Source organism: Paenibacillus sp. FSL P2-0322 (genome assembly GCF_037975315.1).
GTDB classification, from domain to species: Bacteria; Bacillota; Bacilli; order Paenibacillales; family Paenibacillaceae; genus Paenibacillus; species Paenibacillus polymyxa_B.
In genome coordinates this window covers 4,411,191-4,437,468 of sequence record NZ_CP150243.1, presented here as the reverse complement: position 1 = coordinate 4,437,468, position 26,278 = coordinate 4,411,191, and the positions used below count along the sequence as shown (strand labels likewise).

Annotated in this window: 16 protein-coding genes and 2 pseudogenes; 14 read left to right on the top strand and 4 right to left on the bottom strand. The window is 47.2% G+C overall.

Annotated features, from left to right (window positions below; all coding sequences use genetic code 11):
* Window positions 1–528: 528 nt before the first annotated feature.
* Window positions 529–6,036 carry a S8 family serine peptidase gene (locus MKY24_RS19545; protein WP_023989818.1) on the top strand — a complete coding sequence of 1,836 codons (5,508 nt, stop codon included), beginning with the start codon at window positions 529–531 and terminating at the stop codon, window positions 6,034–6,036.
* Between the two features lie 305 nt (window positions 6,037–6,341).
* Entirely contained in the window at window positions 6,342–6,689 is a 348-nt protein-coding gene (locus tag MKY24_RS19540) for a hypothetical protein (RefSeq protein WP_068942071.1), read from the top strand.
* A gap of 12 nt (window positions 6,690–6,701) precedes the next feature.
* Here MKY24_RS19540 and MKY24_RS19535 read toward each other — a convergent pair whose 3' ends face one another.
* Window positions 6,702–7,289: a hypothetical protein gene (locus MKY24_RS19535; RefSeq protein WP_023989816.1), complete on the bottom strand. Its 588-nt coding sequence runs from the start codon at window positions 7,287–7,289 to the stop codon at window positions 6,702–6,704.
* Window positions 7,290–7,512: 223 nt separating this feature from the next.
* On the opposite strand from MKY24_RS19535, the gene MKY24_RS19530 reads away from it, so the two are divergent.
* Window positions 7,513–7,884 carry a DUF4190 domain-containing protein gene (locus MKY24_RS19530; RefSeq protein ID WP_025720792.1) on the top strand — a complete coding sequence of 124 codons (372 nt, stop codon included), beginning with the start codon at window positions 7,513–7,515 and terminating at the stop codon, window positions 7,882–7,884.
* Window positions 7,885–7,977: 93 nt separating this feature from the next.
* Window positions 7,978–8,223, top strand: coding sequence for a hypothetical protein (locus MKY24_RS19525; protein ID WP_068942076.1), 246 nt, complete (start codon window positions 7,978–7,980; stop codon window positions 8,221–8,223).
* 148 nt (window positions 8,224–8,371) lie between these two features.
* On the opposite strand, the gene MKY24_RS19520 is transcribed toward MKY24_RS19525, so the two are convergent.
* The gene (locus MKY24_RS19520) at window positions 8,372–8,524 is read right to left on the bottom strand and encodes a DUF1540 domain-containing protein (RefSeq protein WP_023989813.1); all 153 of its coding nucleotides are present in this window, start codon (window positions 8,522–8,524) and stop codon (window positions 8,372–8,374) included.
* A 298-nt stretch (window positions 8,525–8,822) separates the two neighbouring features.
* Window positions 8,823–10,010: an enoyl-ACP reductase FabV gene (gene fabV / locus MKY24_RS19515; protein ID WP_028542496.1), complete on the bottom strand. Its 1,188-nt coding sequence runs from the start codon at window positions 10,008–10,010 to the stop codon at window positions 8,823–8,825.
* A 189-nt stretch (window positions 10,011–10,199) separates the two neighbouring features.
* Between fabV and MKY24_RS19510 the strand changes: the two genes are divergently transcribed.
* The 5 genes from MKY24_RS19510 (at window position 10,200) to MKY24_RS19490 (ending at window position 20,637) form a co-directional block, all read left to right on the top strand.
* Window positions 10,200–16,430 (top strand): WIAG-tail domain, encoded by a 6,231-nt coding sequence (locus MKY24_RS19510; RefSeq protein WP_339200682.1) that lies wholly within the window; start codon window positions 10,200–10,202, stop codon window positions 16,428–16,430.
* A 157-nt stretch (window positions 16,431–16,587) separates the two neighbouring features.
* Complete coding sequence (locus MKY24_RS19505) at window positions 16,588–17,094, top strand: hypothetical protein (protein ID WP_053325919.1); 507 nt, start codon at window positions 16,588–16,590, stop codon at window positions 17,092–17,094.
* A gap of 168 nt (window positions 17,095–17,262) precedes the next feature.
* On the top strand, window positions 17,263–17,973 hold the full coding sequence (locus tag MKY24_RS19500; RefSeq protein WP_023989808.1) for a response regulator transcription factor: 711 nt from the start codon (window positions 17,263–17,265) through the stop codon (window positions 17,971–17,973).
* A 2-nt stretch (window positions 17,974–17,975) separates the two neighbouring features.
* Complete coding sequence (locus MKY24_RS19495) at window positions 17,976–19,355, top strand: HAMP domain-containing sensor histidine kinase (protein ID WP_053325918.1); 1,380 nt, start codon at window positions 17,976–17,978, stop codon at window positions 19,353–19,355.
* A 214-nt stretch (window positions 19,356–19,569) separates the two neighbouring features.
* The gene (locus tag MKY24_RS19490) at window positions 19,570–20,637 is read left to right on the top strand and encodes an ABC transporter ATP-binding protein (protein ID WP_013311421.1); all 1,068 of its coding nucleotides are present in this window, start codon (window positions 19,570–19,572) and stop codon (window positions 20,635–20,637) included.
* A gap of 147 nt (window positions 20,638–20,784) precedes the next feature.
* Here the strand turns inward: MKY24_RS19490 and MKY24_RS19485 are convergent, their stop codons facing one another.
* On the bottom strand, window positions 20,785–22,068 hold the full coding sequence (locus MKY24_RS19485; RefSeq protein WP_028542196.1) for a pectate lyase: 1,284 nt from the start codon (window positions 22,066–22,068) through the stop codon (window positions 20,785–20,787).
* Window positions 22,069–22,418: 350 nt separating this feature from the next.
* Between MKY24_RS19485 and MKY24_RS19480 the strand changes: the two are divergent.
* The 5 genes and pseudogenes from MKY24_RS19480 to MKY24_RS19460 form a co-directional block, all read left to right on the top strand.
* Window positions 22,419–22,751: pseudogene (locus tag MKY24_RS19480) on the top strand (HAD-IA family hydrolase); the annotation flags it as partial.
* A gap of 241 nt (window positions 22,752–22,992) precedes the next feature.
* Window positions 22,993–23,199, top strand: a complete 207-nt coding sequence (locus tag MKY24_RS19475; RefSeq protein ID WP_052405440.1) for a hypothetical protein — start codon at window positions 22,993–22,995, stop codon at window positions 23,197–23,199.
* A gap of 180 nt (window positions 23,200–23,379) precedes the next feature.
* Window positions 23,380–23,509, top strand: a pseudogene (locus tag MKY24_RS19470) (Cof-type HAD-IIB family hydrolase); the annotation flags it as partial.
* 121 nt (window positions 23,510–23,630) lie between these two features.
* Complete coding sequence (locus MKY24_RS19465; RefSeq protein WP_233903758.1) at window positions 23,631–25,094, top strand: spore germination protein; 1,464 nt, start codon at window positions 23,631–23,633, stop codon at window positions 25,092–25,094.
* Window positions 25,091–26,248: a Ger(x)C family spore germination protein gene (locus MKY24_RS19460; RefSeq protein WP_339200677.1), complete on the top strand. Its 1,158-nt coding sequence runs from the start codon at window positions 25,091–25,093 to the stop codon at window positions 26,246–26,248. The genes MKY24_RS19465 and MKY24_RS19460 overlap by 4 nt, the downstream gene beginning before the upstream one ends.
* Window positions 26,249–26,278 lie beyond the last annotated feature (30 nt).

Here is a 26,278-nt window from a genome sequence, read left to right as displayed (position 1 = left end):
AAGATATAGAGCGAAAGATAGGATTAAGAAAGACCCCCGAAAATCCCTTTGAGCGGCTCGTACAGAGATTGCATACACCTATTAACCGTGTATTGCACTATTACGTAGCCGCAAAAAGGGGTTTTCGTACATAAAAGAATATAAAAGTCATAGAATTTCAAGAAAAATGCAAAAAAATGACTTGTATATCTGTTTTGATAACTTTATACTATTCCATAATATATGATTATATATCAATTTTTAATATAAAATGTAATGATATAACATGTTTTTCTTCGAATTTCTCCTGCTTTTTCTCCTTGGTTTCTACTGAATTCATCGCTTTTCTATTGGGATTGCAAACTCACCTATGAAGTACTGCTACCTATGAACAGCCAAATATTTTTGTGCCTCTATATTCTATGAAGGAGGTGATCGCCAACCACATCGTGTTGCGCAACCCGTGTGTTTGATGTGTAAGGTATGAGGTCTTACTCTGTACAGGTTATTCCAGAAACATTAAACCTAGTAAAAGGAGTGGAGAAGTAATTGATTAAACCTAAACGATTCAAGAAACCACTATCTATCGGACTATCTTTGCTAATGGCCTTTTCCTTTGTTCAACCCGCTTTGGCGAATAACACACCAGATGGCTCCAAGCTGGAGCTGAAATCCGCCTCGCATAAGGTCACGACCGCGAAGGTATCCCCGAAACTGACCAAACAGTTTGAGGAGAATAACTATGTTACCTATCTGGTCAAATTAAAAGAACAGGTAGACACCAACAAGGTTTCCAAAAATGCTCTTCAAAAGGCCTCACTTGAGAAAATAACACCTTCCGCTGCCAAAATGGCTGCACGCAGCCATGTGATCAGTTCTCTGCGTGAAACGGCTTCAAGAACCCAATATGGGCTTGAAAATTATTTGGATAAGCAATCAGAGAGCGGCGGAGTGAAGGAATATAAAAGCTTTTTTATTGTCAATGCATTGGCTGTAACAAGCACCAAGGAGGTGCTGGATCATATTTCGCAGCTGCCTGAGGTCGATAAAGTCTTGCCGAATGAAACGCGTTATCTGCAAAAGGTGACGGTTGACAAGCAAGCAGAGGGAGCAAATGCCAAAACGGCTGAAACAGCTAAAACAGTGACAGCAGCCGCGGCGAAGTCTACGACGGTAGAGAAGGCTGTAGAGCTGGAGAAGGACGATGGCAAAACATCGGCTAAGCCTGGCAATGCAGGTAAGAACGCTGTAGACCCATCTACGGTGGAATGGAACATATCCCATATTAACGCACCACAAGTGTGGGAAAAGGGAATTGACGGAACCGGAATCGTGGTTGCCAATCTGGATACAGGTGTAGATTATACACATCCGGCCCTTCATCGCAAATGGCGGGGGCTGGACGCGGCAGGCAATGTCGTGAATCCCGAACTGAGCTGGTACGATCCGCATAGTCATGCGACGCTTCCGGTCGATCAGGAAGACGATTCCCATGGTACACATACGATGGGCACGATGGTCGGCTCTGAGGAAAACGGAACGAACCGAGTTGGCGTTGCACCTGGTGCGAAGTGGATTGCGGTTCGGATTTTTAATCCGGAAACGACGGATGCGATTATACTGGATGGCGGTCAATGGCTGCTTGCGCCAAAAGATGCCCAAGGGAATCTTCATCCCGAGCTTGCTCCAGACGTAGTGAACAACTCGTGGGGAGGCGGACCGGGTCTTGATGAATGGTTCCGGCCTGTGGTTCAGGCATGGCGGGATGCTCAAATCTTCCCTGAATTCTCTGCAGGTAATACCTCTCTTTCCAATCCGGGCGGACCTGCTTCGGTAGCCAATCCGGCGAACTATCCGGAATCCTTCGCTACTGGAGCCACCGATATCAATGATAATCTAGCCAGCTTCTCCTTGTTAGGACCATCACCCTATGGTGAGGTGAAGCCCGAAGTTTCCGCACCGGGTGTTAATATCCGGTCATCTGTCGCTGGTGGCGGCTATAAAGGCGGATATAACGGTACTTCTATGGCCGGACCTCATGTTGCGGCTCTTGCAGCCCTGTTGCTGCAAGCGAATCATTCGCTTACCGTAGATCAGCTTGAGGAAATTTTGATGAACACAGCTACACCGCGCACGGACAGCACATATCCTACTTCGCCAAACAATGGCTACGGACATGGTGTCATTAATGCGCTGGATGCAGTCGGTTCGGTCATGCAAGGTCTGGGCTCCGTGTCTGGTAAAGTTGTAACGGGTGGCGACGATCTGGAAGCACCTGTTCTCGAGCATACACCGCCCGCAGCGGCATTCGAAGGTATTGATATACCTCTGACTGCTCATGTAACGGATGATGTCGGCGTGACAGCCGTTGAGGCATTTGCCAAAACAGCAGGTACGTCAAACTATGTATATATTCCGTTGGAACGGACCTCCGGCGACAGCAAAGATGGTACATATCAAGCGTCCATCCCGACTTTTTTGGTGGACAGCGCTGGTCTGGAATACTATATTCGTGTAAATGATTACGGTAATAACGGATTTGAAACTGAAGTATACAAGGTTAAAATCTCCAAAGGCGTAAAACCAGGTTACACACAAGACTTTGAAAAAGACATTGCCGGTATTAATATCGGTGGACAGGGCAGTGTTTGGAAATGGGGAACTCCGACAAGCGGCCCTAAAAGCGCAAATTCGGGTACAAAGGTCATCGCGACTAATCTCGAAGGCCAATATCAGGCCAACTCCAACAGTTATTTTATGGCCCCTCCGATTGATCTGACCGAGAGCTCAAAAGGGGCACTGGTCAGCTTCAAGCATTGGTACGATCTTGAAAACAATTCTGATTTCGGCAAAGTATACGTAGCAACCACAAACAATCAGAATGCGTTTGAGCAGGTATTATCGTTTACTGGCACCAGCAACGGCTGGAAAACACAATATCTTGATTTGCGGGCATTCGCGGGTCAAAAGGTATACCTCCTCTTCAACTTTACGAGTGACAATACGGTTGTGAAAGATGGCTGGTATATTGACGATCTGTCAATTCAGGAGCCAGACACCGTTGCACCTGCTGCGCCGAGCAATTTGACTGCTGAAGCCGATACTGTGGGCAACGTCACACTGGCCTGGAATGCTTCCTCCGATGAAGATGTGAAGCAGTACAAGGTGTATCGTTCTACCCAATCAGGCAAAAATTATACTTCCATCGGTACAACCTCAGCACTGACACTCACAGATACCATCACGGTCGGTGGAGCGACCTATCATTATGCAGTGGCGGCTGAGGATTATAGTGGCAATGAAGGAATCAAGTCGAATGAGGCTTCTCTGAGAGTAGACGTGCCGGATACGCTGTATAGCGATCATTTTGACGGCAGCTCGGATAATGGCTGGACTCATTCCGGTACCAAGGATGAGTGGGAACGTGGCATTCCGAAGGAAGTAGGACCAGAGAGCGCAGTGTCCAGACCGAATGTGTGGGCAACCGATCTTGATAGCAATTATGAGAACGGGGCTGAATTTTCGCTGGTTTCTCCAAAAATTAATTTGCAGGCTGTACGCAATGCAACACTGACCTTCAATCACTGGTTTGAAATTGAGGCCGGCTATGATTACGGTTATGTGGAAGTGTCCAAAAACAATGGCGACACGTGGAGCGAGCTGGGCAAGTTCTCTCACAATACGAATGGGAAAAAGTGGACTCCGGTTTATTACAATCTGGATAGCTACACCGGCAATGAGATTCAAATTCGCTTCCGTTTGAAATCGGATAACAGTGTGAACAAGAACGGCTGGTACATTGACGATTTCCGTGTGTTGGGCATTCCAGCTGCGACAGTGACCAAGGACATTGTACCTGAGTCGAATATCAAGCTGGAAAAAGCGGAAGAACAATTCCCGCTGTACAAAATTACAAGCACTGAAAAGAGTGAATTTCAGGAGAAAGTGAAGCCGGCAGAAACAACGGTGGAGAGTGGACGTGTCGGGCTCGACAGTCTTCCAGCCAGCGCTACGGTTACGGTAATGGAAACCGGACGTTCGGTGAAAACCGATCCGACCACGGGCAAATACAGCTTCACCCATGTAGCGGGCGACTATACGCTGAAGGCTGAAGCCTATGGTTACGTGCCTCAAACGAAAGCAGTCACGATTGAGAATAACAAAGTCATTAGAGCAAACTTTAGCCTTCAGGCCATACCTCACGGTACGATTCACGGGGTCATTATCGACAAGCAATCCGGTGAACAGATCCAAAAAGCGAAAGTGTTGGTGCTGGAGGATGCACGTATTGCTCCGGTAGAGACGAATGAGGCTGGAGAATTTACGCTGGACGTGCTGGAAGGAACATACACATTGTCTATTTCAGCTGAGAATTATTATAGCGACAGTGTATCTGTTATTGCTCCTCCGAACGGTAGTGTGGAAGCGAATGTCACGTTGAAACCTTTCATCGGGTTCCAGGGAGGCATTGCTTACGATGACGGGACAGGAGAAAATGCCAGAGCCTTTAACGCGGCAGGCAATTCATGGGCAGTCAGAATGACGCCTGAGTCGGAAGTGGCTCAAGTGACGGGAGCATCGCTTTTGTTCTGGAACTCTGCCTTCCCGAATCCGGGAGGAACGGCATTCCAATATTCTGTTTATGACGCCTCCGGTGCGGCAGGAGCGCCTGGACGATTATTGGCTGGTCCATTCGACGGGACTGCCGTGCGGGATGAGTCACAATGGACGACAGTGCAGCTTCCAGAACCGGTGACGGTTCAAGGTGACTTCTACATCGTATATACACAGTCTGCTGTGGGCACACAGTCGCCGGGTCTTGCTACAGATGAGAGTGGCCCGAATGCACTTCGCAGCTGGCAAGGTGTAAGCGGCGCATGGAGCCAATCACCTGAGGAGGAAGGGAATTACATGATCCGGGCTATCGTCAGATATCCGGTGAATGCTCCAACGATTACGACTCCTACGAAGGCTACGTATACGCAGGAAGAGTCGATTACCGTAACAGGAACTTCCCCGGCAGAAGGAGCCGATATTCAGCTCTTTAACGGTAAGGAGCTGGCTGGCACAACGAAAGTGAAGGATCGCCACTTCAGTTTGTCGGTTGATCTTCAACCAGGAGCTAATCCGCTAAGTGTTCAAGCAGCGGTATACGGCAAATTAACGGATCGTTCCGAAACGGTGGTTGTGACACTCGATCAGACTAAACCGGGTCTGATCCTGACTTCACCTGATGAAGGGGCCCGTACAAACGCGGGTGTAGTCAGTGTAGTCGGTACCGTGTATGACGAGTTCCTCACCGAATTGACGATTAATGGTGAGCCCGCTGAATTTGGAAGTGACGGCAGCTTTAACAAGCGGTTGCTTATCAACGAAGGTGAAAATCAAATTACGGTGACGGCCAAGGATCTTGCCGAAAACGAAACAAGTGTTACGCGCTCGGTGTATGTCGATACAGCTCTGCCGAAGCTTGAAAACATTAGCCCTGCTGAGGATGTGCGTATTACTCCAGGGCAGCCGGTACGAGTATCCTTTGACAGTGCATCCGGTTTGGAGGCGTCCTTCCATGTGGAGCTGCCTTTCAACCTGTCCACTTTGGGCCGCAACGATATTCCATTAAATGAAACTTCGTCAGGCCACTATGAAGGTACTTATTTCACTTCATCTTCTCTGAATCTGGAAGGCGGAGTCATCGTGATCCGGGTAAGGGATGCAGCGGGAAATGAAGTGGAGACGGAGGCACCGGGAAGATTGTATGTAGCCAATGGTGGAGGACAGAACCCTGATCCGAATCCATCCAATGAGAAGCCGGTAGCCATTATTCAGGCTAATGAATCAGCTAAGAAGAACAAAAATGTACAATTTAACGCCAAAGCTTCCCGTGATGTAGACGGTGAGATCGTTAGTTACAGCTGGAATTTTGGCGATGGCGATACGGCGGTCGGTTCCAAGGTGAAGCATAAATTCACCACAGCTGGAACGTATACCGTAGAGCTAACGGTGACGGATAATGACGGCGCAAGTGGTAAGACTGTGCATACGATCACGATCCGTTAGCAGCCAGTAGGAAAGGAAATGCTTCTTTTAGAATAACAATGAAGGCCCACAGCAAGCCACGGTTTATAGAGGCTGCTGTGGGCCATTTTTAAATTGTCGAACCGTTCAAGAAGCGGTACAATGAGTAGAACTCTATAAAGTGAATCGTTTCACAATAGAGGATTTTGCAAAAATCTAATAAGCGATTTTCAATAAACGATATATAGATCGAAATGGTCTAGTTCGTCTATATATTGCACTTTGGAGCGACTGGAATCGAATTTTGCAAAATCCTGAATAATATTTTTTAGCAGGAGAGGATCCTATTGATTCATTTGCAAAAAGAAAGCGGACGTATCCGTCTAGAGCTGGATGCCTATTTTATGGGGGAAGATATCATTGTACTCATTTCAGGCGGTGATCAGCCTCATTTGGGAACGATTACAGCAGGGGCCAGACTCGAGCCGATTCAAACTGTGCAATTGCAAAATCACAAGGAGTTTTATATTACCGAAGAAATTGCAGTTCGCTTGCGAAAAGAGTTTGCAGGCAATTTTGCCATTTGCTGCGGGGCACATTTAGATCATGCAACCAAGGACGAAATCCGGGTGCTGACAGATATGGCTATACAACTGGGGAAAGAGCTCATTGGAGAACTCAAGCAAGCACGCTAGTAGCATACCTTTTTAAGTGAACTCCCGAAAGAGCAGATTGCGATATGGGTACTTACTAAAGGGATACTTAAATAGCAATGCAAAGCCATCATCCTCAATTTGTACGGATTTCAGCGCAGAGGATGGAATCAAACTACGGATCATTACATGAACTGCACGCTGGTCTTGTCTGTTGATCGCTTTGGCAAAGGCAGAAGCAAAACATGGATTGCGTGCCAATTCGCGATACAGCGGAAAAACGGCTTTTGCAATGGCGCGATGAACTCTCGGCTCAAACGTAAACTGCACAGTCCCCGGTGGAATCGTCGTTCCATTCGTATAATAGAGCATCGGTGGATGAGCTAAAAAGGAAATAAAGTAGCCGATGCCATTCGTGCCTAAGCCTTGTTTGGCGGCAAATGGCGCTACTGAGCAGAGAAGGGATTTCATCCGATCCAAGTTGCCCTGAACGACAGCTCGTGACCATTGAACTGCAAACGCACGGCGAGTTGCAATAGCTTTGTAAAATGGCAGCATGGCAGCGGATATTATCCTAAGTGTGTTTGCATTTAAACGTTTGTGAGGCGAGCCCTTTCTGCGGGATGTTGCACGATATAGCATAGCTCCGACCTCCTTGGCAGGATGCTCTCATGGAGCACAATTGATCTGTAACAGGTACAATACTGTATGCCCGGTTACCTCAAAAAGTGCTAATATCGCTAGGTTTCTTCTTTTTAACGTTCTAATTTAAAAATTCGAAATAAGTACTGTCCTGATTTGTAAGATTGTGGTACCCTAGAACTTATATAATTGCTATTTTTCGTATTGGAGTTGAATTTAACAGATGAGTGATTTGTACAAGGAGCCTCGATCTTCCGATCCTTTTCAGGAGACGAACGATTATAACGCCCCATTTAACCCGCCCCCAGTAGTTCCACCTACGAATAGTAAAGCTGTTGCCTCGATGGTGCTCGGGATTTTATCTGTTGTCATTCCCTATATCGGGTTGATTATCGGAATTGTGGGTATTATTTTGTCCAGTCTTTCCTTGAAGGAAATTAACCGTCATGGTGAGCAAGGCAGAGGTATGGCCATTGCTGGATTGGTATGTAGTATTATCGGTACACTGATTTATACACTGATCATCATTTTTATAGTTATTGTTTTTATTGTAGCGGCCTCCAGTGGCGATCCGGATATTTTTTCAGACATTTAATCAATTGAAGAATGCTTGAGTCAGACAAACCATTCACGATTTGACGATTGGATGCTATGATAAAAGGAGTCCAATGAAGGAGAGTGAAGCCGTATGGCACGTACTCAAACACAAAAAGCGTTGAGCAAGGCAAAACGCGCTGGAATCTATTGCGCGGCACAAAGCCGCAAAACGAATGACCATTATGGCGAGATTTCACAGCACATACGAATGAAGCCGACCAAGCAAGAACAATTACAAAAGGTCAAGCACAAGAAGCGAATCGTTCAGAGCGACGCTTCTTTTTTTTGTCTTTATCGAGAACAGCAGTGTCCTTTTCGGCTTGGATTTATAAAGTAGCAGAGAAATGATTGTATACAAGCGAAAAGCGTTTTTCTGTACCGAAAAAGGACTTGATAATAATTATCATTCTTGTTAGAATATCATAAGAAAGAAGGAACCCGGGCATGGGCTCCTTCATTATAAAACTAGGCTTGAAATCAAAGATTTACTTGGCTTCGAAGGTTTTGCAGTCTGTTTCTTCAGACTTGTGAGTGTCTTCAGGTCTGTTGCTTACGATGTAAATGGAGCTAGCGCTGCATTTATTCTCTTGGGCCCAGTGCGTACATGAATTGACTTCACACAGAACGTCTTTTGCCATGTTGTACACCTCCTTATATGGATGTGGTGGGCTGAGCAAATATAATCACGGTCAGTCAAGGTAGGACTTGTCCAACTGTGTTTACCCTCTTGTTAGGAAGAGGGACTTTGCTATGCCTACTTGTACAATATCAAATGAATTTTAAAATTGCAATGTTTGCTTCTTTTTGCAGTTCGAAGCGGACACAAGTGTCCCTTTTAATTAAAAAACAAAAGCTGTCCTCCATGCAGAACGAAATGTTTCTCTGCTGGAGAACAGCTTTTTTTGTTTTTCTGACATAATGACGATATGAAAAGACTTAGCGCACGTTAGGAATATTTACGATGGGATCGATGTCAGCATCATAGTCTACGCCCTCAAACTCAAAGCCGAACAGTTGGAAAAATTCGTGACGATATCCTTCAAGATCTGACAATTCGTAGATATTGTTGGTCGTCAGCGCCTCCCATATCTTCTCAACCTCTGCCTGTACGTCTTCGCGCAGTTCCCAATCATCAATACGAATACGTCCTTCTTCATCTACAGGAGTTTCTGGTGCGTACAGACGCTCAGCAAACAGGCGGTAGCTCTGTTCTACGCACCCTTCATGCAGCCCTTTTTCCTTCATTATCTTATATAAAGCAGAAATATACAGAGGAACGACAGGGATAGCGGAGCTAGATTGGGTAACGAGTCCTTTGGTGACTGCGACGAAGGCGCGTCCGCCTGTAACTTTCAGCTGATCGTTCAGCTGATGTGCTGTCTCCTCCAAATGATCCTTTGCACTTCCGATACTGCCTTCTCTGTAGATGGCTTGCGTAATATCTGAACCAATATACGAAAAGGAAAAGGTTGTTGCAGTATCAGCCAATACACCGCCTTCACGCAAGGCGTTAATCCACAATTTCCAGTCCTCACCACCCATAACCTCTACAGTTGCTTGTACTTCTTCTTCTGTTGCGGGTTCAAGCGTCACGCTGCTGACTTCCCCGGTGTGGAAGTTAACGGTCTTGTTTGTGTAAGGCTTACCAATAGGTTTGAGCACGGAATTAAACGTTTCGCCTGTGCGGGGATTTGTACGACGACCTGAAGCGACACTGTAAATCACCAGATCGACTTGTCCCAGTTCTTCGCGAATGGCTTCCACCGTTTTGGATTTGACCTCATCCGAGAAGGCATCGCCTGTTACGCTTAAGGATTTAAGCCCAGCTTCCTGAGCAGCTTTTTCAAATGCAGCAGAATTGTACCAGCCTGCCGATGCTGTACGTGTGGCGGTAGCATTACTAGGGCGATATACACCAATTGTATTGGCACGCGCACCGAAGGCGGCAGTAATGCGAGAGGCCAACCCATATCCGGCAGATGCCCCGATCACAAGTACATTACGGGGTCCTTGGATAGCAGGACGGGCCTGTACATAGTCAATTTGCTCCTGAACATGTTGGGCACAGCCCACCGGATGAGCAGTGGTGCAGATAAAGCCACGTGTTCTTGGTTTGATAATCATGTTATTGTAATTCCTCTCTTCTTGTAGCGATCTTCCCCCTTACTATTTTAACTTTTAACTATTTTTTTTCAAACGTGGATTTTAGTAAGTATCCTTTTTACCCAAAAGTGTATCCTTGCACGGGGTGGCAAGTGCCTAAGTGCCTGCATATGATGCTGTAACGATAAATATGAGAAGGGAGAGAGCTGCTTGAAGAATAAGAGCCGCAAAACCATAAGAAACAAAAAGCCGCTCTATAGTGTAATTGACCCGGATATGAATGAATTAAGTATGATACATCGCGTGAAGCCACAGCCTGCGGAGAGGGAGACAGAAGCAAGACTTCATCAAGTTGCTTCTCCGCCTCCCCCAACCAAAGAGGAGCCGGAGCTACAGACTGTTGTCGAACCTGAAGTCGAGGCTTCGCATGAGACGGAGGTTGAATTTGCGGATGCAGAGGAGACTCAAGTGTCGATGGAGGAACCCCCAGAGCTAGAAGCAGAGCCGGAGCCAGAACCAGAACCAGAACCTGATCCAATTGATGTGGAGGAAATTTTGAGCAATAAGAAGGCTCCGCATGTAAACAACGCTTTCATTTATACAGACGATTTGAGCGATCTCGCTGTAACGGGTGAGAAGATCGCTCCCGCTTCCATAGATTCCAGCAAGCTGAAGCAAGAGAGTATCCACACGGAATCTCTGGCGGATTATGCCGTTCAAACGATTAAGATAGCCGACGGTGCTGTGACTTCTTCGAAGATTGCCCCGGACTCCATTACGGTGGAACATCTGTCGGACGCATCGGTGGCAGGCAGTAAATTGCAGGATCGCTCCATCGGTGGTGAAAAACTTCGAGATGGTAGCATCACTCCAGAAAAGCTGGCTGATAAGATTATCAGCGGCGATCATATTGCGAATGGCTCCATTGAGAGCCGTCACTTCAAGCAATGGATCGTGTCTTCAGATATGCTTCAAGATCAGGCGGTTACATCTGATAAAATTCGCAGTGGTACGATTCAATCGAACAATTTGGCTAATGAAGCTGTCGATAGCTCCAAGCTGGGCGATCAATCTGTGACCACTTCCAAACTGCGGGATGGGGCTGTGGATGCGGCTAAAATCCAAGCTGGCAGCATTGAGAGTGCACACCTGACCGAGCATGCCGTTCATGCAAGGCATCTGGCCCCCGGTTCGATTAATCGCAAGCAGCTATCCAATGGAATTGTGGGCAAGGAACAATTGGAGGAAGGTGTTGTCAGCGGGCGTCATCTGGAGTCGGAGGCAGTTACCAGTTCGCATATTCAGGCTGGAGCGATTGAAAGAAAGCATCTGAGTCCTGGCTCCATTGGGGAAGAGCAGCTTGGAACGGGCCAAGTAACAGCCCGTCACCTGGCGGATCGGAGTATTCAGTCCAATAAACTGGCAGATCAGTCTGTAGGCTCATTGCAAATTGTCGATCAATCCGTCACTTCATCCAAGATATCGGATCAGAGCATATTACCACACAAAATTGCCGACGAGGCGGTACTTACCAGACATATTGCTACAGCAGCCATACAAGGTCCCCAAATTTCTCCGGAGGCAGTCTCTTCCGTACACCTCCAGTCCGAAATCATTCGAAAGAATCATATTGCATCGGAGGCGGTTACGGAGCAACATTTGCATTCCGGGGCTGTGACGAGCGAGAAATTAGGGAAGGGAGCAGTTCTGGAACACCATGTGGCGAATCAGGCTGTCAAGGAAAATCACATTGCTTCGAGCGCGATTAAGTCTGACAAAATCGCTGACGAAGCAGTGACAGAACCTAAAATTGGCAAAGGGGCGGTAACCGGAAATAAGATTGCCTCTCAAGCCATTACACACGTACACATTGCAACGGGGGGAATTCGTGAAAACCACCTTGCCGACAACAGTGTGGGTGGAAAGGCATTGCAGGCTCAATCCGTCGATTCGGCCCATCTGGCCCAGAGTTCTGTTTTGAGCAAACATCTTGGGGAAGACAGTGTTGGAACCTCGGCTTTGCAAGAACAGTCCGTTACCGCGGACATACTAGGTGAAGGCGCTGTTCAAACCGCGCATTTGGCCAGCGGAGCGGTGTACTCCCATCATTTGCAGGATCATGCTGTTACTTCGCTGAAACTATCGCCGGAAAGTGTGGCCACGGATAAAATCAATGATTTGGCGATTACGGCTCCTAAGTTAGCTGAGGGTAGTGTCACTTCCTCTAAGTTGTCTGCTCGCTCCGTGCAGCCGTGGCATATTACGGATAAAGCAGTGCAGAGTAACCATCTGGCTGTTGAAGCGGTGGAGGCGAATCATCTCGCTCCGGAATCCGTCACCTCTAATCATTTGCAATCTGCATCGGTCCAAACCAAACACCTCGCCCCCGATAGTGTATCCGGTCATGCGCTTCAGTCGGAAAGTGTCACCTCTGAGAAGCTAGCAGCCCGTGCTGTGCAGGCTCCCAATCTGGCGGAAAATAGCGTGGGTCCAGGACATTTGGCTGCGCAAGCCGTACACACTCGGCATTTGGCAGCAGGAGCAGTACAGGAGACGGAATTAGCCCAGAATGCTGTGAAGTCTGCACATCTTGCGCCCGAATCCATCCAATCGGAGCACTTGCAAAGCGGGGTCATTCAGGGAGAGCATATCGCATTGCAGGCTATAGCGACTCCGGCTTTACAGGATGAATCGGTCACCTCTGCCAAACTGTCGGAGGGAAGCGTAACTCCCACGAAACTGTCTGCCCATGCCGTGCAGTCCGGACATATTATGGACGAAGCTGTACAAAGCAACCATTTGGCTGTGGCGGCCGTGGATTCGGCACATCTGGCTGCAGGAGCGGTCACCTCGGTGCATCTACAGGCTTCCTCGGTGCTCACGAGACATTTGGCCCCGGATAGTGTGCCAGGTCGTGCGCTTCAAGCGGAAAGCGTCACCTCGGAAAAGCTGGCAGCGCGCTCGGTACAAGGAATGAACCTCGCGGAAGGCAGCATCGGCCCTTCACATCTTTCTGCGCAAACGGTGCACACTCGGCATCTGGCAGCTGGAGCAGTACAGGATAGAGCACTGGCAGAGGGTGCAGTGAAGTCCGTGCACATCGCACCGGAATCCATCCAGCCACATCATCTGCAAATTGGAACCATTCAGGGAGAGCACATCGCATCACAGTCCATATCGACCGATGCTTTGCAGGATGAGTCCGTTACGTCCGACAAACTGGCGGATAAGGGCGTGACTGCCGCCAAGCTGTCTGCCCACTCGGTCCAGCCGTGGCACATTACAGACGAAGCGGTGCAAGCCAAACATTTGGCAGAAGAAGCCGTTCAGTCCAATCATCTGGCCCAGGAATCGGTCACCTCTGCCCATTTGCAGGCTTCAGCGGTGCTTGCGAGCCATCTGGCCCCGGATAGCGTATCCAGTAGTGCGCTTCAAGCAGAAAGCATCACCTCAGAAAAGCTGGCGGCACACTCGGTGCAAGCGACGCATCTCGCGGAAGGCAGCGTTGGCCCTCCACATCTGTCCACGCAAGCGATACACACCCGGCACTTGGCAACGGGTGCAGTACAGGACAGAGCGCTGGCAGAAGGGGCAGTGAAATCCGTGCATATCGCACCGGAGTCCATCCAGTCGCATCATCTGCAAACGGGAACCATTCAGGATGTGCATATCTCCTCACAGGCGATATCGACTGATGCTTTGCAGAATGAGTCCGTTACGTCCGACAAATTGGCGGATGAAGGCGTGACTGCCGCCAAACTGTCTGCCCACTCAGTCCAGTCGTGGCACATCACAGACGAAGCGGTGCAAGCCAATCATTTGGCAGAAGAGGCTGTCCAGTCCAACCATTTGGCCCTGGAATCCGTCAGCTCTGCCCATTTGCAGGCTTCGGCGGTGCTTGCGAGCCATCTGGCCTCGGATAGCGTATCCAGTAGTGCGCTTCAAACAGAAAGCGTCACCTCGGAAAAGCTGGCGGCACACTCGGTGCGAGCGTTAAATCTCGCGGAAGGAAGCGTCGGCCCTTCACATCTGTCCACGCAGGCGATACACCCCCGGCATTTGGCACCCGGCGCAGTACAGGACAGAGCGCTGGCAGAAGGGGTAGTAAAGTCCGTGCATATCGCACCGGAGTCCATCCAGTCGCATCATCTGCAAATGGGAACCATTCAGGGTGTGCATATCGCCTCACAGGCGATATCGACCGATACTTTGCAGAATGAATCTGTTACGTCCGACAAATTGGCGGATGAGAGCGTGACTGCCGCCAAGCTGTCTGCCCACTCGGTCCAGCCGTGGCACATTACAGACGAAGCGGTGCAAGCCAATCATTTGGCAGAAGAGGCCATCCAGTCGAACCATTTGGCTCCGGAATCCGTCACCTCTGATCATTTACAGGCTTCCTCGGTGTTTGCGAGACATCTGGCCGTTGACAGTGTGTCAGGTCGTGCGCTTCAAGCAGAAAGCATCACCTCGGAAAAGCTGGCGGCACGCTCGGTGCAAGCGACGAATCTCGCGGAAGGAAGCGTCGGTCCTTCACAGTTGTCTGAGCATGCCGTATACCCCCGACATTTGGCACCTGGCGCAGTACAGGACAGAGCGCTGGCAGAAGGGGTAGTAAAGTCCGTGCATATCGCACCGGAGTCCATCCAGTCGCATCATCTGCAAATGGGAACCATTCAGGGTGTGCATATCGCCTCACAGGCGATATCGACCGATACTTTGCAGAATGAATCTGTTACGTCCGACAAATTGGCGGATGAGAGCGTGACTGCCGCCAAGCTGTCTGCCCACTCGGTCCAGCCGTGGCACATTACAGACGAAGCGGTGCAAGCCAATCATTTGGCAGAAGAGGCCATCCAGTCGAACCATTTGGCTCCGGAATCCGTCACCTCTGATCATTTACAGGCTTCCTCGGTGTTTGCGAGACATCTGGCCGTTGACAGTGTGTCAGGTCGTGCGCTTCAAGCAGAAAGCATCACCTCGGAAAAGCTGGCGGCACGCTCGGTGCAAGCGACGAATCTCGCGGAAGGAAGCGTCGGTCCTTCACAGTTGTCTGAGCATGCCGTATACCCCCGACATTTGGCACCTGGCGCAGTACAGGACAGAGCGCTGGCAGAGGGGGCAGTGAAGTCCGTGCATATCGCACCGGAGTCCATTCAGCCGCACCATCTACACCTTGGAACCATTCAGGGTGTGCATATCGCATCCCAAGCAATATCAACTGATGCTTTGCAGGATGAGTCGGTTACGTCCGGCAAACTGGCGGATGATGGCGTAACTGCTGCCAAAATATCTCCTCATTCGGTCCAGCCGTGGCATATTACGGACGAAGCTGTGCAAGCCAATCATTTGGCAGAAGAGGCCGTCCAGTCGAGCCATCTGGCTCCGGAATCCGTCACCTCTGCTCATTTGCAGGCTTCGGCAGTGATGACTCGGCATATTGCGCCCGGGAGTGTATCGGTTCACGCGCTCCAGGCAGGCAGCGTGAACGCTGAGAAGCTTGCGCTTCGGGCGGTGCGTGCTTCGAATCTGGCAGAAGCCAGCGTAAACTCCGTCCATTTGACGGAGCATGCCGTACACGCTCAGCATTTGGCCGAGGGGGCGATCCAAGGGTCCGCACTGGCAGAAGGCGTGGTGCAGTCCAGGCATATCGCGCTGGATTCAGTCCAGTCGGAGCATCTGCAGGCAGGGGCTATTCAGCCACAGCATGTAGGCTGGCAGGCAGTGGCTGAGGATGCTATACAGGAAGGAGCGGTGACGTCCAGCAAGCTGGCAGATGGAACGGTACAGTCCCGCCATGTGGCTGAGGAGGCTATTGCAAGCCACCACATTGGAGAGGAAGTTATTGATTCGCATCACCTAAAGCCGGGCTCGGTGACACTGGCTCAGCTGTCCACAGATATACATCTCTCGGGACTTTTGCCAGAGGAAGGCGTCAGTGGCGACAGACTTCAGGCAAACAGTGTATCTCGCAGCCATCTGAAAGCTCAGGCCGTCGACAGCGAGGTGCTGAGCCCAGAAGCCGTGGGACCAGAGCATCTGCAAGCGGCTGCGGTACAAAGCCATCATGTGGCAGAGCAGAGCATTGAAGGTCATCATCTGGTGGAAGGCTCGGTAGGCTCACGTGAGCTGGAGCTGAACGCAGTGAAGCCGGAGCATTTGAGCATCACCCCGGTCCGTACTTGTGCGAATCAGCCAGCATTGCAGCAGTTTGGCAGAGCGCCGTTTCTTTTGAAAGGCAGTGAAGGAGAGACGGAAGTGACCATTGTATTCGGGGAGCCTTTTGTAAACCCGGACTACACGTTGGTAGCGATGACGAACCACCCTCTCTTTCATGCGACGCTGAAATCTCAGACGCCGAATGGAGCAGTGATCGTCGTAACCAAGTGGAACGAAACCGCGCATAACTACGGTATTATTTCCTGGATCGCCATTGGTTAGTGAAGATGGTTATTGTAAAACTCATAGCGTGCAGACTCATGTATTTTCTAAATACAGGGCTGCACGCTTTTTCATATACTTTTCACACATTTGCTCCACAATTATCCCGAATTCTCCTGATAAGCTAAAGATACTTTAAAGGAGAGGTGATTCAATCATGAAAAAATGGACTAAAAATGCAGCAGCCGTATTAACCGTAGTAAGTGTATTGGGAGGAGCAAGCAGCGCATTCGCCGCTACAGCAACAACGACTCCAGCGAGCACTGCACCAGCAATCAAAGCTCCTGCGGTTACGACTCCGGCTACCAAAACACCGGCAAAATCACCTGTGACGAAAACACCTGAGGTGAAAGCACCCGTTAAAAAAGCTACAACAGCTCATAAAACAACAACCAAAGCGAAGAAAGCCCCTGCCAAAAAATCCGTTGCGAAAAAAGTGGCAAGCCACAAAACAAAAGCAGTGAAAGTGCAGCATCGTACAGTTAAACATCATGCAAAAAAACATAATGTTGTTAAACACAAAGCAACAACTCATAAAACTCGTGCACATCATGTCGTAGCTAAAAAAGTGACCCACAAAGCTCCAGTTAAAAAAGCAGTTCCAGCCAAAGCAGCTCCAAAAACAGTCAAAACAGCTCCAAAAACAGTAACAACCAAGAAATAAGACTGATATGTAGTTAGCATTCAGCTCGCCTGGCATATACAGCAGCGATTCATGATAAGAAAGACGGGACCGGGAACGGTATACCCGTCTTTTGTCTATTCTGCTGGGCTTCTGTTAAGCTTAAAGAGAGGATGGAAGCATCCAGAACAACGGCAAGGGGTTAAGGTCATGACAAAAATAGTAGTAGTGGATGACGATGTGTTCATTCTGCAATTAATATCTGAATATTTGAAAAAAGAATCCTACGAGGTCACTTCCTTTTCCAGTGGTAAAACACTGGTAGAGCATATCCGTACGAACCGTCCGGATTGTCTCGTTCTTGATATTATGATGCCTGGCATTGATGGGCTTTCTCTACTGACTCAGCTTCGCGAGTTTACGGAAATGCCGATTATTATGATCTCTGCCCGTGGAGAAGAAAACGACCGTATTCACGGGCTGGAGCTGGGATGCAGCGATTTTTTGACCAAGCCCTTTAATCCAAGGGAGTTGGTAGGAAGGGTCAAAGCGATGCTGAGACTGAGCAAGGCCGGAATGTCTGCATCAGACGATAGGCAAGCGGCAGAAAGCGCAGATATATGCCATGCGGGCAATCTGTGTATTTTTGCTGACTTTCGTAAAGTCACAGTGGACGGACAAGAGCTAAATTTGACCTCACGTGAATTCGACCTGCTGTTGTTTCTTGCGAATCATCTGGAAAGACCTTTCGGCAGGGAACATCTGATTCAGCAGGTGTGGAGCTATGATTTTATAGGTGATGTGAGAGTTGTGGATGATTTGGTCAAGCGGATTCGTAAAAAGTTAGCTGAATATCACTCTACGCTCGTCATTAACACCGTATGGGGTTTCGGATATAAAGCAACGGTTCAGGAGTTGTAACCATGCGTACGATGAGAGCTAAAATACTGCTTTCCCTGACCATCGCCATGCTTATTACCGTCTGTATTACGGTGGTCTTATTCATCAGGCTTATCGACGACATTTTGGTGAATCAGGCCAAATCCAAGCTTCATGAGCAGGCACGCAAAGCCGTCCATATTATGAGCGACGGAGGCTTTGATCGACTGGATAATGCTGAATTTAACTATGTTATCAAGGGCGTGCTTTTATCTGCTGATTACTTTATTTTAAGCACGGATAACCGCATCATCGACTCAAGCGTCTCTGGAATGGAAGGCAAAAAGATAGAGCGTTTGCTTTTGATCCGCCAAGGATTTTTTGCATCGGTTCATCCGTCTGCCCAGGATCTGACCGCTACACATGAAGGGGTGGCTGTGCTTCAAGGTAAAAAGGTACTGTTTACGAATGAAGAATTGCCCGGACAACCTTTTCGTATTTTTGTATACTCACCCTTATCTTCTTTGCGAGCACTGTATGTACCTTTAATGAGAACCACATTACTGTCTATCATCGCGGGTTTTTTGGTGATTCTCGTCATTGGTCTGATGGTTGTCTCACGTCTGGTGCGTCCGCTCAAACGATTGAAGGAGGCGGTAGGCAACTACGAACCGAATCAGCCGCAGGATAGTGATTTTCCGCAGGCGGATAAAAGTGAGATTGGCGAGCTGATCGGTACCTTTCATTCCATGTCCGCCCGTATTCAGCACCATCACCACGGTCAAATTGAATTCCTGCAAAATGTATCTCACGAGCTAAGGACACCGTTAATGTCGATTCAAGGCTATGTATATGCCATTCAGGATCAAGTGGTATCCCAGGACGAGGGGCTGAGTATCATCAAAGTGCAGTCCCAGCGGTTAATTGATATGGTGGAAAAGCTGCTGCAGCTATCGAGGTTGGAGGCGCTGAATGAAGAATGGCCTGTCTCTCTGGTTGATCTTAGAAGCATGGCGGAGGATGCTGTTCATCTATTGATGCCGGTGGCTGCTGAACGTTCTATCTCGCTTCGAGTGGAGGGAGAGGGCCTGCATGTGGCCGTTCCAGCCGAGCAATTGTTCCGTATGATATTGAATTTGTTGCAAAATGCAGTTCGGCACACCTCTACGGAGGTTGTCATTCATTTGGAGACAGGGACAACACCGGAGGTTGTATGGGTTATGCATGTGGATGATGATGGGGAAGGGCTGACCGAACAAGAGGCAGCCGAGGTATTTGGAAGATTCTATGCGGGCTCGAATGGTGCCACAGGTCTTGGATTGGCTATTTGTCGTCAAATTGCTACCCGATTGAACGGAGAACTACTCTGCACACGTTCGCCATGGGGTGGAGCACGCTTCAGCTATATCCAGCGCATGTTATAAATGAGTACAGAAATGGTTAAAAATGATCGTTTTTTCGGGCAAACATTCCATTTATATAACATGTTGTGAAAGGTTTTTGATGATATTTTAGATATTGCTTGACTGGTAGGTACTAAACTGAGTAAAATTAATCGTATATACCTTGACTCATGGACGTCGTTTTTTTAGATAGTGGTCAATAATAGTGATGAATAATAAATGAAAGAGTGATGAGATGAACCGCCTTTTGGAAGTGAAGGACTTAACGATATCTTTCAAGACCCGTCAGGGACTAGTGCAGGCCATTCGTGGCGTAAACTTTCATGTCAATAAAGGAGAGACGCTGGCGATTGTGGGCGAATCCGGCTCAGGCAAAAGCGTAACCTCACAAGCTGTTATGAAGTTGATTCCGACCCCTCCGGGCATTTATCAAAAGGGTCAAATTATGTTTGACGGACAAGAGCTGATTAATAAAACAGAGAAGCAGATGCAAAAAATTCGTGGTAAGGAAATTGGCCTGATTTCTCAGGACCCAATGACTTCGCTTAACCCGACGATGAAAGTGGGCAAGCAGATCACGGAAGTGCTTTTCAAGCATGAAAAAATATCCAAGGATGCTGCTCGCAAGCGGGGTATTGAGTTGCTGAATCTGGTAGGTATTCCACATCCTGAACAGCGTTTTAACCAATATCCGCATGAATTTAGTGGCGGTATGCGTCAACGTGTCGTCATTGCGATGGCATTGGCTGCTAATCCGAAACTTCTGATTGCCGATGAGCCGACGACTGCGTTGGACGTAACGATTCAAGCTCAAATTTTGGAGCTAATGAAGGATCTTCAGAAAAAGATCGATACTTCCATCATCTTTATTACTCATGACCTCGGTGTTGTGGCGAAGATGGCTGATCGCGTTGCCGTTATGTACGCAGGACAAATCGTGGAAACAGGTACGGTTAATGAAATTTTCTATAACCCGAAACATCCATATACATGGGGCCTTCTCGCTTCTATGCCAAGTTTGGACAGCCATGGTCAGAAGCTGGCAGCTATTCCGGGAACACCTCCGGATCTGCTTCACCCACCTGTAGGGGATGCTTTTGCAGCCCGCAGTTCTTATGCTATGAAAATTGACTTTGAGAAAGAGCCTCCACTCTTTCAATTATCCGATACGCACTTTGTGAAATCATGGTTGCTGCATCCAGATGCGCCTGCGGTTGAGCCACCAGAAGCTGTAAAGGCTAAACTTCGCAAGCTGGATAACGCATTTGAAAAGCCGGTTTTGGTAGAACAATACGGCAGTTAAGGCGTGTTATAATTTGTAATTAAACAAATGAAAAATAAAAAAAGGGCTGTTCTCTCCGTGTGGAATCATTCTACGGAGGAAACAGCCTTTTTGGTGTAAAATCGCAGGTTGTAGGCGCCTGTGGTTATTTGTGTTAGCGGGCAGTGCTTACAGCTTACCGGAACCGGCTTGGGAAGTGACTTCTGCCTTCACACTGGCGGATGGGGAGATTTTATCGTTCAGCGATGGTTTCCAGCCTACAGAGGAGCTAAGACCCGCGCTGGAGCCTGCGTTAACAGCTTGTCCATTCAGGATTGTGCCCGTATCTGACAGGGCAGTTCCTCCAAAGACAGTCACGATTTTAGCTGCAGTTAAACCGGCAACGTCAATGACATTGTTTTCGGCGAAGATTTTGGAGGATTTACCTGCGCCCCATATATACAGTGAAGGATATTCGGAGCGTTTTACATCACCAGTATAGTAATTGTTGTACAGATGGACTTGTCCATACCGCACGCGTGGTGTGCGTTGTACCGTGTTTTCATAATAGTTGTGATGCAGAGTTACACGTAAAGCCCCTTCATCTGCTGTTTTACTGTCACTGTTGCCAATAATCGATGATTTATCATGATCGTAAAAATGATTGTAAGAAACCGTAACCAGATCGCCTTGGTTAATCACATCGAGAAGTCCATCATGATGCTGGTATTCTTGGCCGTAAAAGGTGCCATTTTGGCTATCGGGGTGAGATCCATCATTGAAGGTATTGTGGTCTACCCATACATGTGTGGCGCCGTTAACTGTAATGCTGTCATATTCCGAATTCCAATTGCCTGTACTGCCGTCCGTCGGGTCCCATTGAGGAAAATAATCGTAGGCATCCTGGAATTCGATATTACGGATAATAACGTTGTCTGTCCCTTTTTTTAGTTGGAAGTTTGCGCCATTAATGACCGCGTCGCTTCCCAGACCGACAATCGTAGTATTGGACGGAATTTCAATGACGACACGACTGGCCTGATTTTTTTGTGAAGCCTCACGTGCCTTTTCCAATGTGCCAGACGGGGCCTTTTTACCCCATGTGGACGGGTCATACGCTTTGAGGTAGGCGTCAAACTCATATTTAGAGTCCTTGTAGTCGTTCAATCCTAACGGTTTATTATTGTCATCGACGTTGGCGTTGATCGTGCCTTTGACATAAATGATTTTAGGCGTACTATTGCTGTTTTTGCCCAAAGCATCGACAAGTTGCTTGCGATTCGTTACGGTGAAAATATTGGAGGTAGTCGCCGTAGCTCCACCTGTTGTGCCTGTAGAAAAGGCTGCCCATCCGTTTTTGCTGCCGAGCGTCTCCTTGCCAATATCGCTGGCTGCATGAGCAGGTGCACCTATAGGAGCCAGAGTAGTGAACAGTAGAGCCGCTGCGATTCCGAGTGAAAATCTCTTTTTCATAAAATACCTCCGTATATTGGATTAATGGAGTAGATGAACGAAGGGAGTCCCGGGTGCTCCTGTGGTTTCTACATTTTCTATCATACTTTCTGTTCCAGTATTTGTTAATATAATAAAAGTTACATACTAAAATTTTTGTCGAATTTTTTATATAATTCAATAGCCCCCTTCTTTTTCCAATCAAGACGTATATGTAATAATGAAAACGTTAACAATCACACGGAATAGGAAATGTATATATGAATATATGGAATTGTTTTTGTATTTTTATCAGAATGTTAACGATTTCAATTCTTGATCGTATCTTGATGGCACGACCAGCTTCTGTATAATAACTGGGAGATCAAACACTGCGTGATGTGTTTGAACAGGTGATTATTTCGGAAGAAGTAGGTTACCAAAAGCCACAAGCTGCTATTTTTGATTATGTATTTACAAAGCGGGTCATTTCGGATAAAAGGAAGGCTCTCATGATCGGTGATTCACTGACTTAGGATATTCAGGGAGGGAACAATAACGGAATTGATAGCTGTTGGTTCAACCCTACCGGGAAAATAAACACATCTGCAATTCAACCAACCTTTGAAATAAAAACCCTGATGGAGCTAGCGAATATTGTACTTTCAGAAAGTATGTGTTGGATCTTACAACGCCCGAAGCGGAATGTTAAAAACATTGGATAACACATAACCGTACAATCGTACACTGAAAAAGTTAGAAGCAGGATTTTTTTTCATAATCTTCACAGATGAAGGAAAATGCAATGATAAATTTGCCCATTTTGACAATACTAGTATTGTTGGACACTGGCATAAATGATAAGCCTGGATTAACTGAAAATTGCAAAATAATAGCCTACAGTGAAGCTTGTCCGAGGCAGATTATAGAGAATACGGGAAGCTTGTCTACGGTTTTCAATGCCATATGGAGTTTAAACATGAATTGGTAGAGCTTCTAATCGAGAATTCGGAAGCCGGACTATCTGAACGTAGTAGCCACAGATTCATTCAGCAGCCAGAACTACTGAGAAATAGTGACTACAAAGTGATGAATGAAAATCTGTTTTTATTTTTAGACAAATTCGTAATCGAGTATTTAAAAAACAGCAATTACACTCCAAGCAGGTTTTAGTCATATAGGAAGTCGCCATATTGGCGGCTTTTTTTTAAAACGTATCAGTTTCTCAAAAAAGATTTGACCTGTAATGCGTTACACTAATTACGGTGTAAATGTAGTACATAACAACAATCATGTCATTTGTGTTTATCGACATTGACGGTACACTTGTCGGTGATGATAGCATGGTGCCAAAATTTAAGACCTCATCTGGAGAGACGGATCTATGGAGATGTTGAGAACGACCCTGTGGCCAGAGAAAAAATGGAGTGTTCCCCTCACCCATTTATCGCGGGGTTTGCCATATGGAGAGGCTGATTTGTTCGTGAGAAACTAGATATAGCCTTGCATAAAAGATTCATCTTAAAGAGATACTAATCAGCACATTAAAAATAGTTTAAATAAAGGATAGCTAAGAGGTGGGAACGGTGATGATATCGAAATGCTTGGCCGAAAATTTAAAACAAATTCAGGACAGCTTTTCCGATTGTACCGATCTTGTTCTCATACCTTGGAGTTATGGTTCGAGTTTTGAACATAATGCTCTTTCTGTTTACTTTGAGACAATGATTCAAAATGAACATTTAAAATACATGAAATCTGCTATGGAGGATCTAATCACTTATGAAGCTGGCTCGGCGGAGGCGGTCACTCCCAAAGCTGTGATGCGTTTCTTCAAAAAACATGGAATAACTGGTCATTCTCCCAAGCTGTTGAAAGACATTGATCAAGTTAATGAACAGATATTAAGTGGAGCCATAGTTATATTCTTTGATCATTGGGAGGAAGCAATTAGCTATGCTGCTAGTGGGCTTCCCTTTAGACAAGTTAGTGAGCCGATCACAGAACCGGTCGTTCAAGGGCCTCATATAAGTACAATTGAAGAACTGAATGTGAATATAGGCATCATTCGTGGCTTGCTCAAATCAGCCAAACTTAAATTTGAGTATTTCACGGTAGGAGAAATAAGTCAGAGAAAAATTGCTTACGGATATTTGGATGGGGCCGTCAATCCTGAATCGCTATTAGAGTTTAAACAAAAAATTGCAGACATCGACACGGAAGAGATTCTTGAAACATCTTATTTGGAAGAATGGATCAGCGACTCTGTCTATTCTCCTTTTCCTCAGGTGCGCTACACGGAACGGCCAGATACCGTTGTGTCTGCCCTGTTGGATGGAAAGATTATCGTAATGGTGAATGGAACTCCAACAATATTGATATGTCCGGGAATTTTTTTTGAGTTCCTCGCCTCCAGTGAGGATTACTATCAGCAAACCATCTTCGCTTCGCTGATACGTATACTAAGATTTGGTGCATTCGTGATGGCACTCCTGCTTCCAAGCATATATATTGCCTTATCAACCTTCCATTCTGAGATGATTCCGACCGTTCTGCTTCTAGCCATTCTGGATACGAGAGAAGGGATTCCGTTTCCCGCTTTCGTGGAAGCACTGATTATGGAGGTTTTTTTCGAGCTTCTTAGGGAAGCTGGAATCAGGTTGCCCCGTCCGATAGGCTCTGCTGTAAGCATTGTCGGAGCGCTTGTCATCGGTCAAGCTGCGATTCAAGCCAAGATTGCTTCGCCGGTAATGGTCATAGTCGTCGCTCTGACCGGTATCGCATCGTTTACACTGCCTCAATACAGTATGGCCATATCGATCCGCATGCTGCGATTCCCTTTAATGATCCTTGCTAGCACTTTGGGAGGACTTGGAATTATGTTCGGACTTCTCCTCATATTTTTGCATTTAGTTTGCTTGCGCTCTTTGGGTCAACCCTATTTTGCACCACTGGGGCCGCTTAGAATCAATCAATTGCGCGATGTATTCATTGTTGCCCCGCGAAAAATACTGCTTCACCAACCGCGAAACCGCCATTTGCATAAAAGAAAAGGGGGGAAAACATGAGAACGCGAATATCCATTGGTTTCTGTATATTGGCTGTCATCCTGCTCGCGGGCTGCTGGGACAAGGCGGAGCTGGTGGAATTCGGGTATGCACAAGCGATAGCGGTTGACCTGGACCAAAGTGAAGAAATATATCTCACTACCCATTTTTACAATCCCTCGGGTTCGCAGGAGATGGGAGGAGCCCCCAAGCAGTCCTCAAAAGCATTTAATATCCTAACAAAAGGAGATAACATGAATGAAGCGATAAAAGACATTCCCATCCACCTTGGTAGAAGGGCAAAATTGGATCACATGCGCATTCTTATCATCGGGGAAGAAATGTCCCGACAACGAGGTTTAGAAGACGTTCTTGATTTTTTCATGAGAGATCCTGAAACTAGAAAAACCATACTTGTCCTGATTGCTCGGGGGAAAGCAAGCGACTATTTAGAAACCAAGCCGTATATTGAGAACACCATAGGTCAGCAATTACGGAAAATTGAAGAAACGACAGCACGGTTTTCTGCCAAAACTTCCAGAGTTCCGTTACTTGATCTGGCGATTCATCTAAAAAACGAAACCGGAGTCACAACGCTTCCTAATGTATTCAAAGACAAGCCCCTCGATGAGATTTCCATTGCCGGAGTTGCGCTGCTTAAAGAAGGAAAGCTGGTAAAAAGTGTTATCAGCCCGACAAATACCCAACCATTATTGATGCTGCTTGGAAAATTCAAAAGCGGAGTTATCGATATTGCGGATAAGGATGCAGAGTCTGAAAAAAAGAAAACCAAAGAAAGCCTCCAGGTTATCTCCTTAAAAACGAAGATAGTACCTTTTATCGAAGGAGAGGATGTCGTTGCTCGTGTACATATCAAAATCATAGGGGCAATCGGCGAGCTGCATAGCTCTTCCGTGATGACCAGAGAGGAGCAAAATAAATTTAAAGGCAGACTCGAAGCCGAGATTAAGGAGAAATTGAGGGAAACGATTTCCCTTCTTCAGAAGGAACGATTAGATGCAATAGGAATCGGCAATCAGATTTTTCAAAAAAATTCGGCATTATGGAAACGCTGGAAGCCAACCTGGAACGAACGGTTTGCCAAGGCTGAGTTTAATGTAGCCGTTGAAGTTAATATTGTGAGTACGGGAATGGGGATAGGAGTACCATTTTAGAAAAGGAGATAGCCATGTTTGCTAAATTTT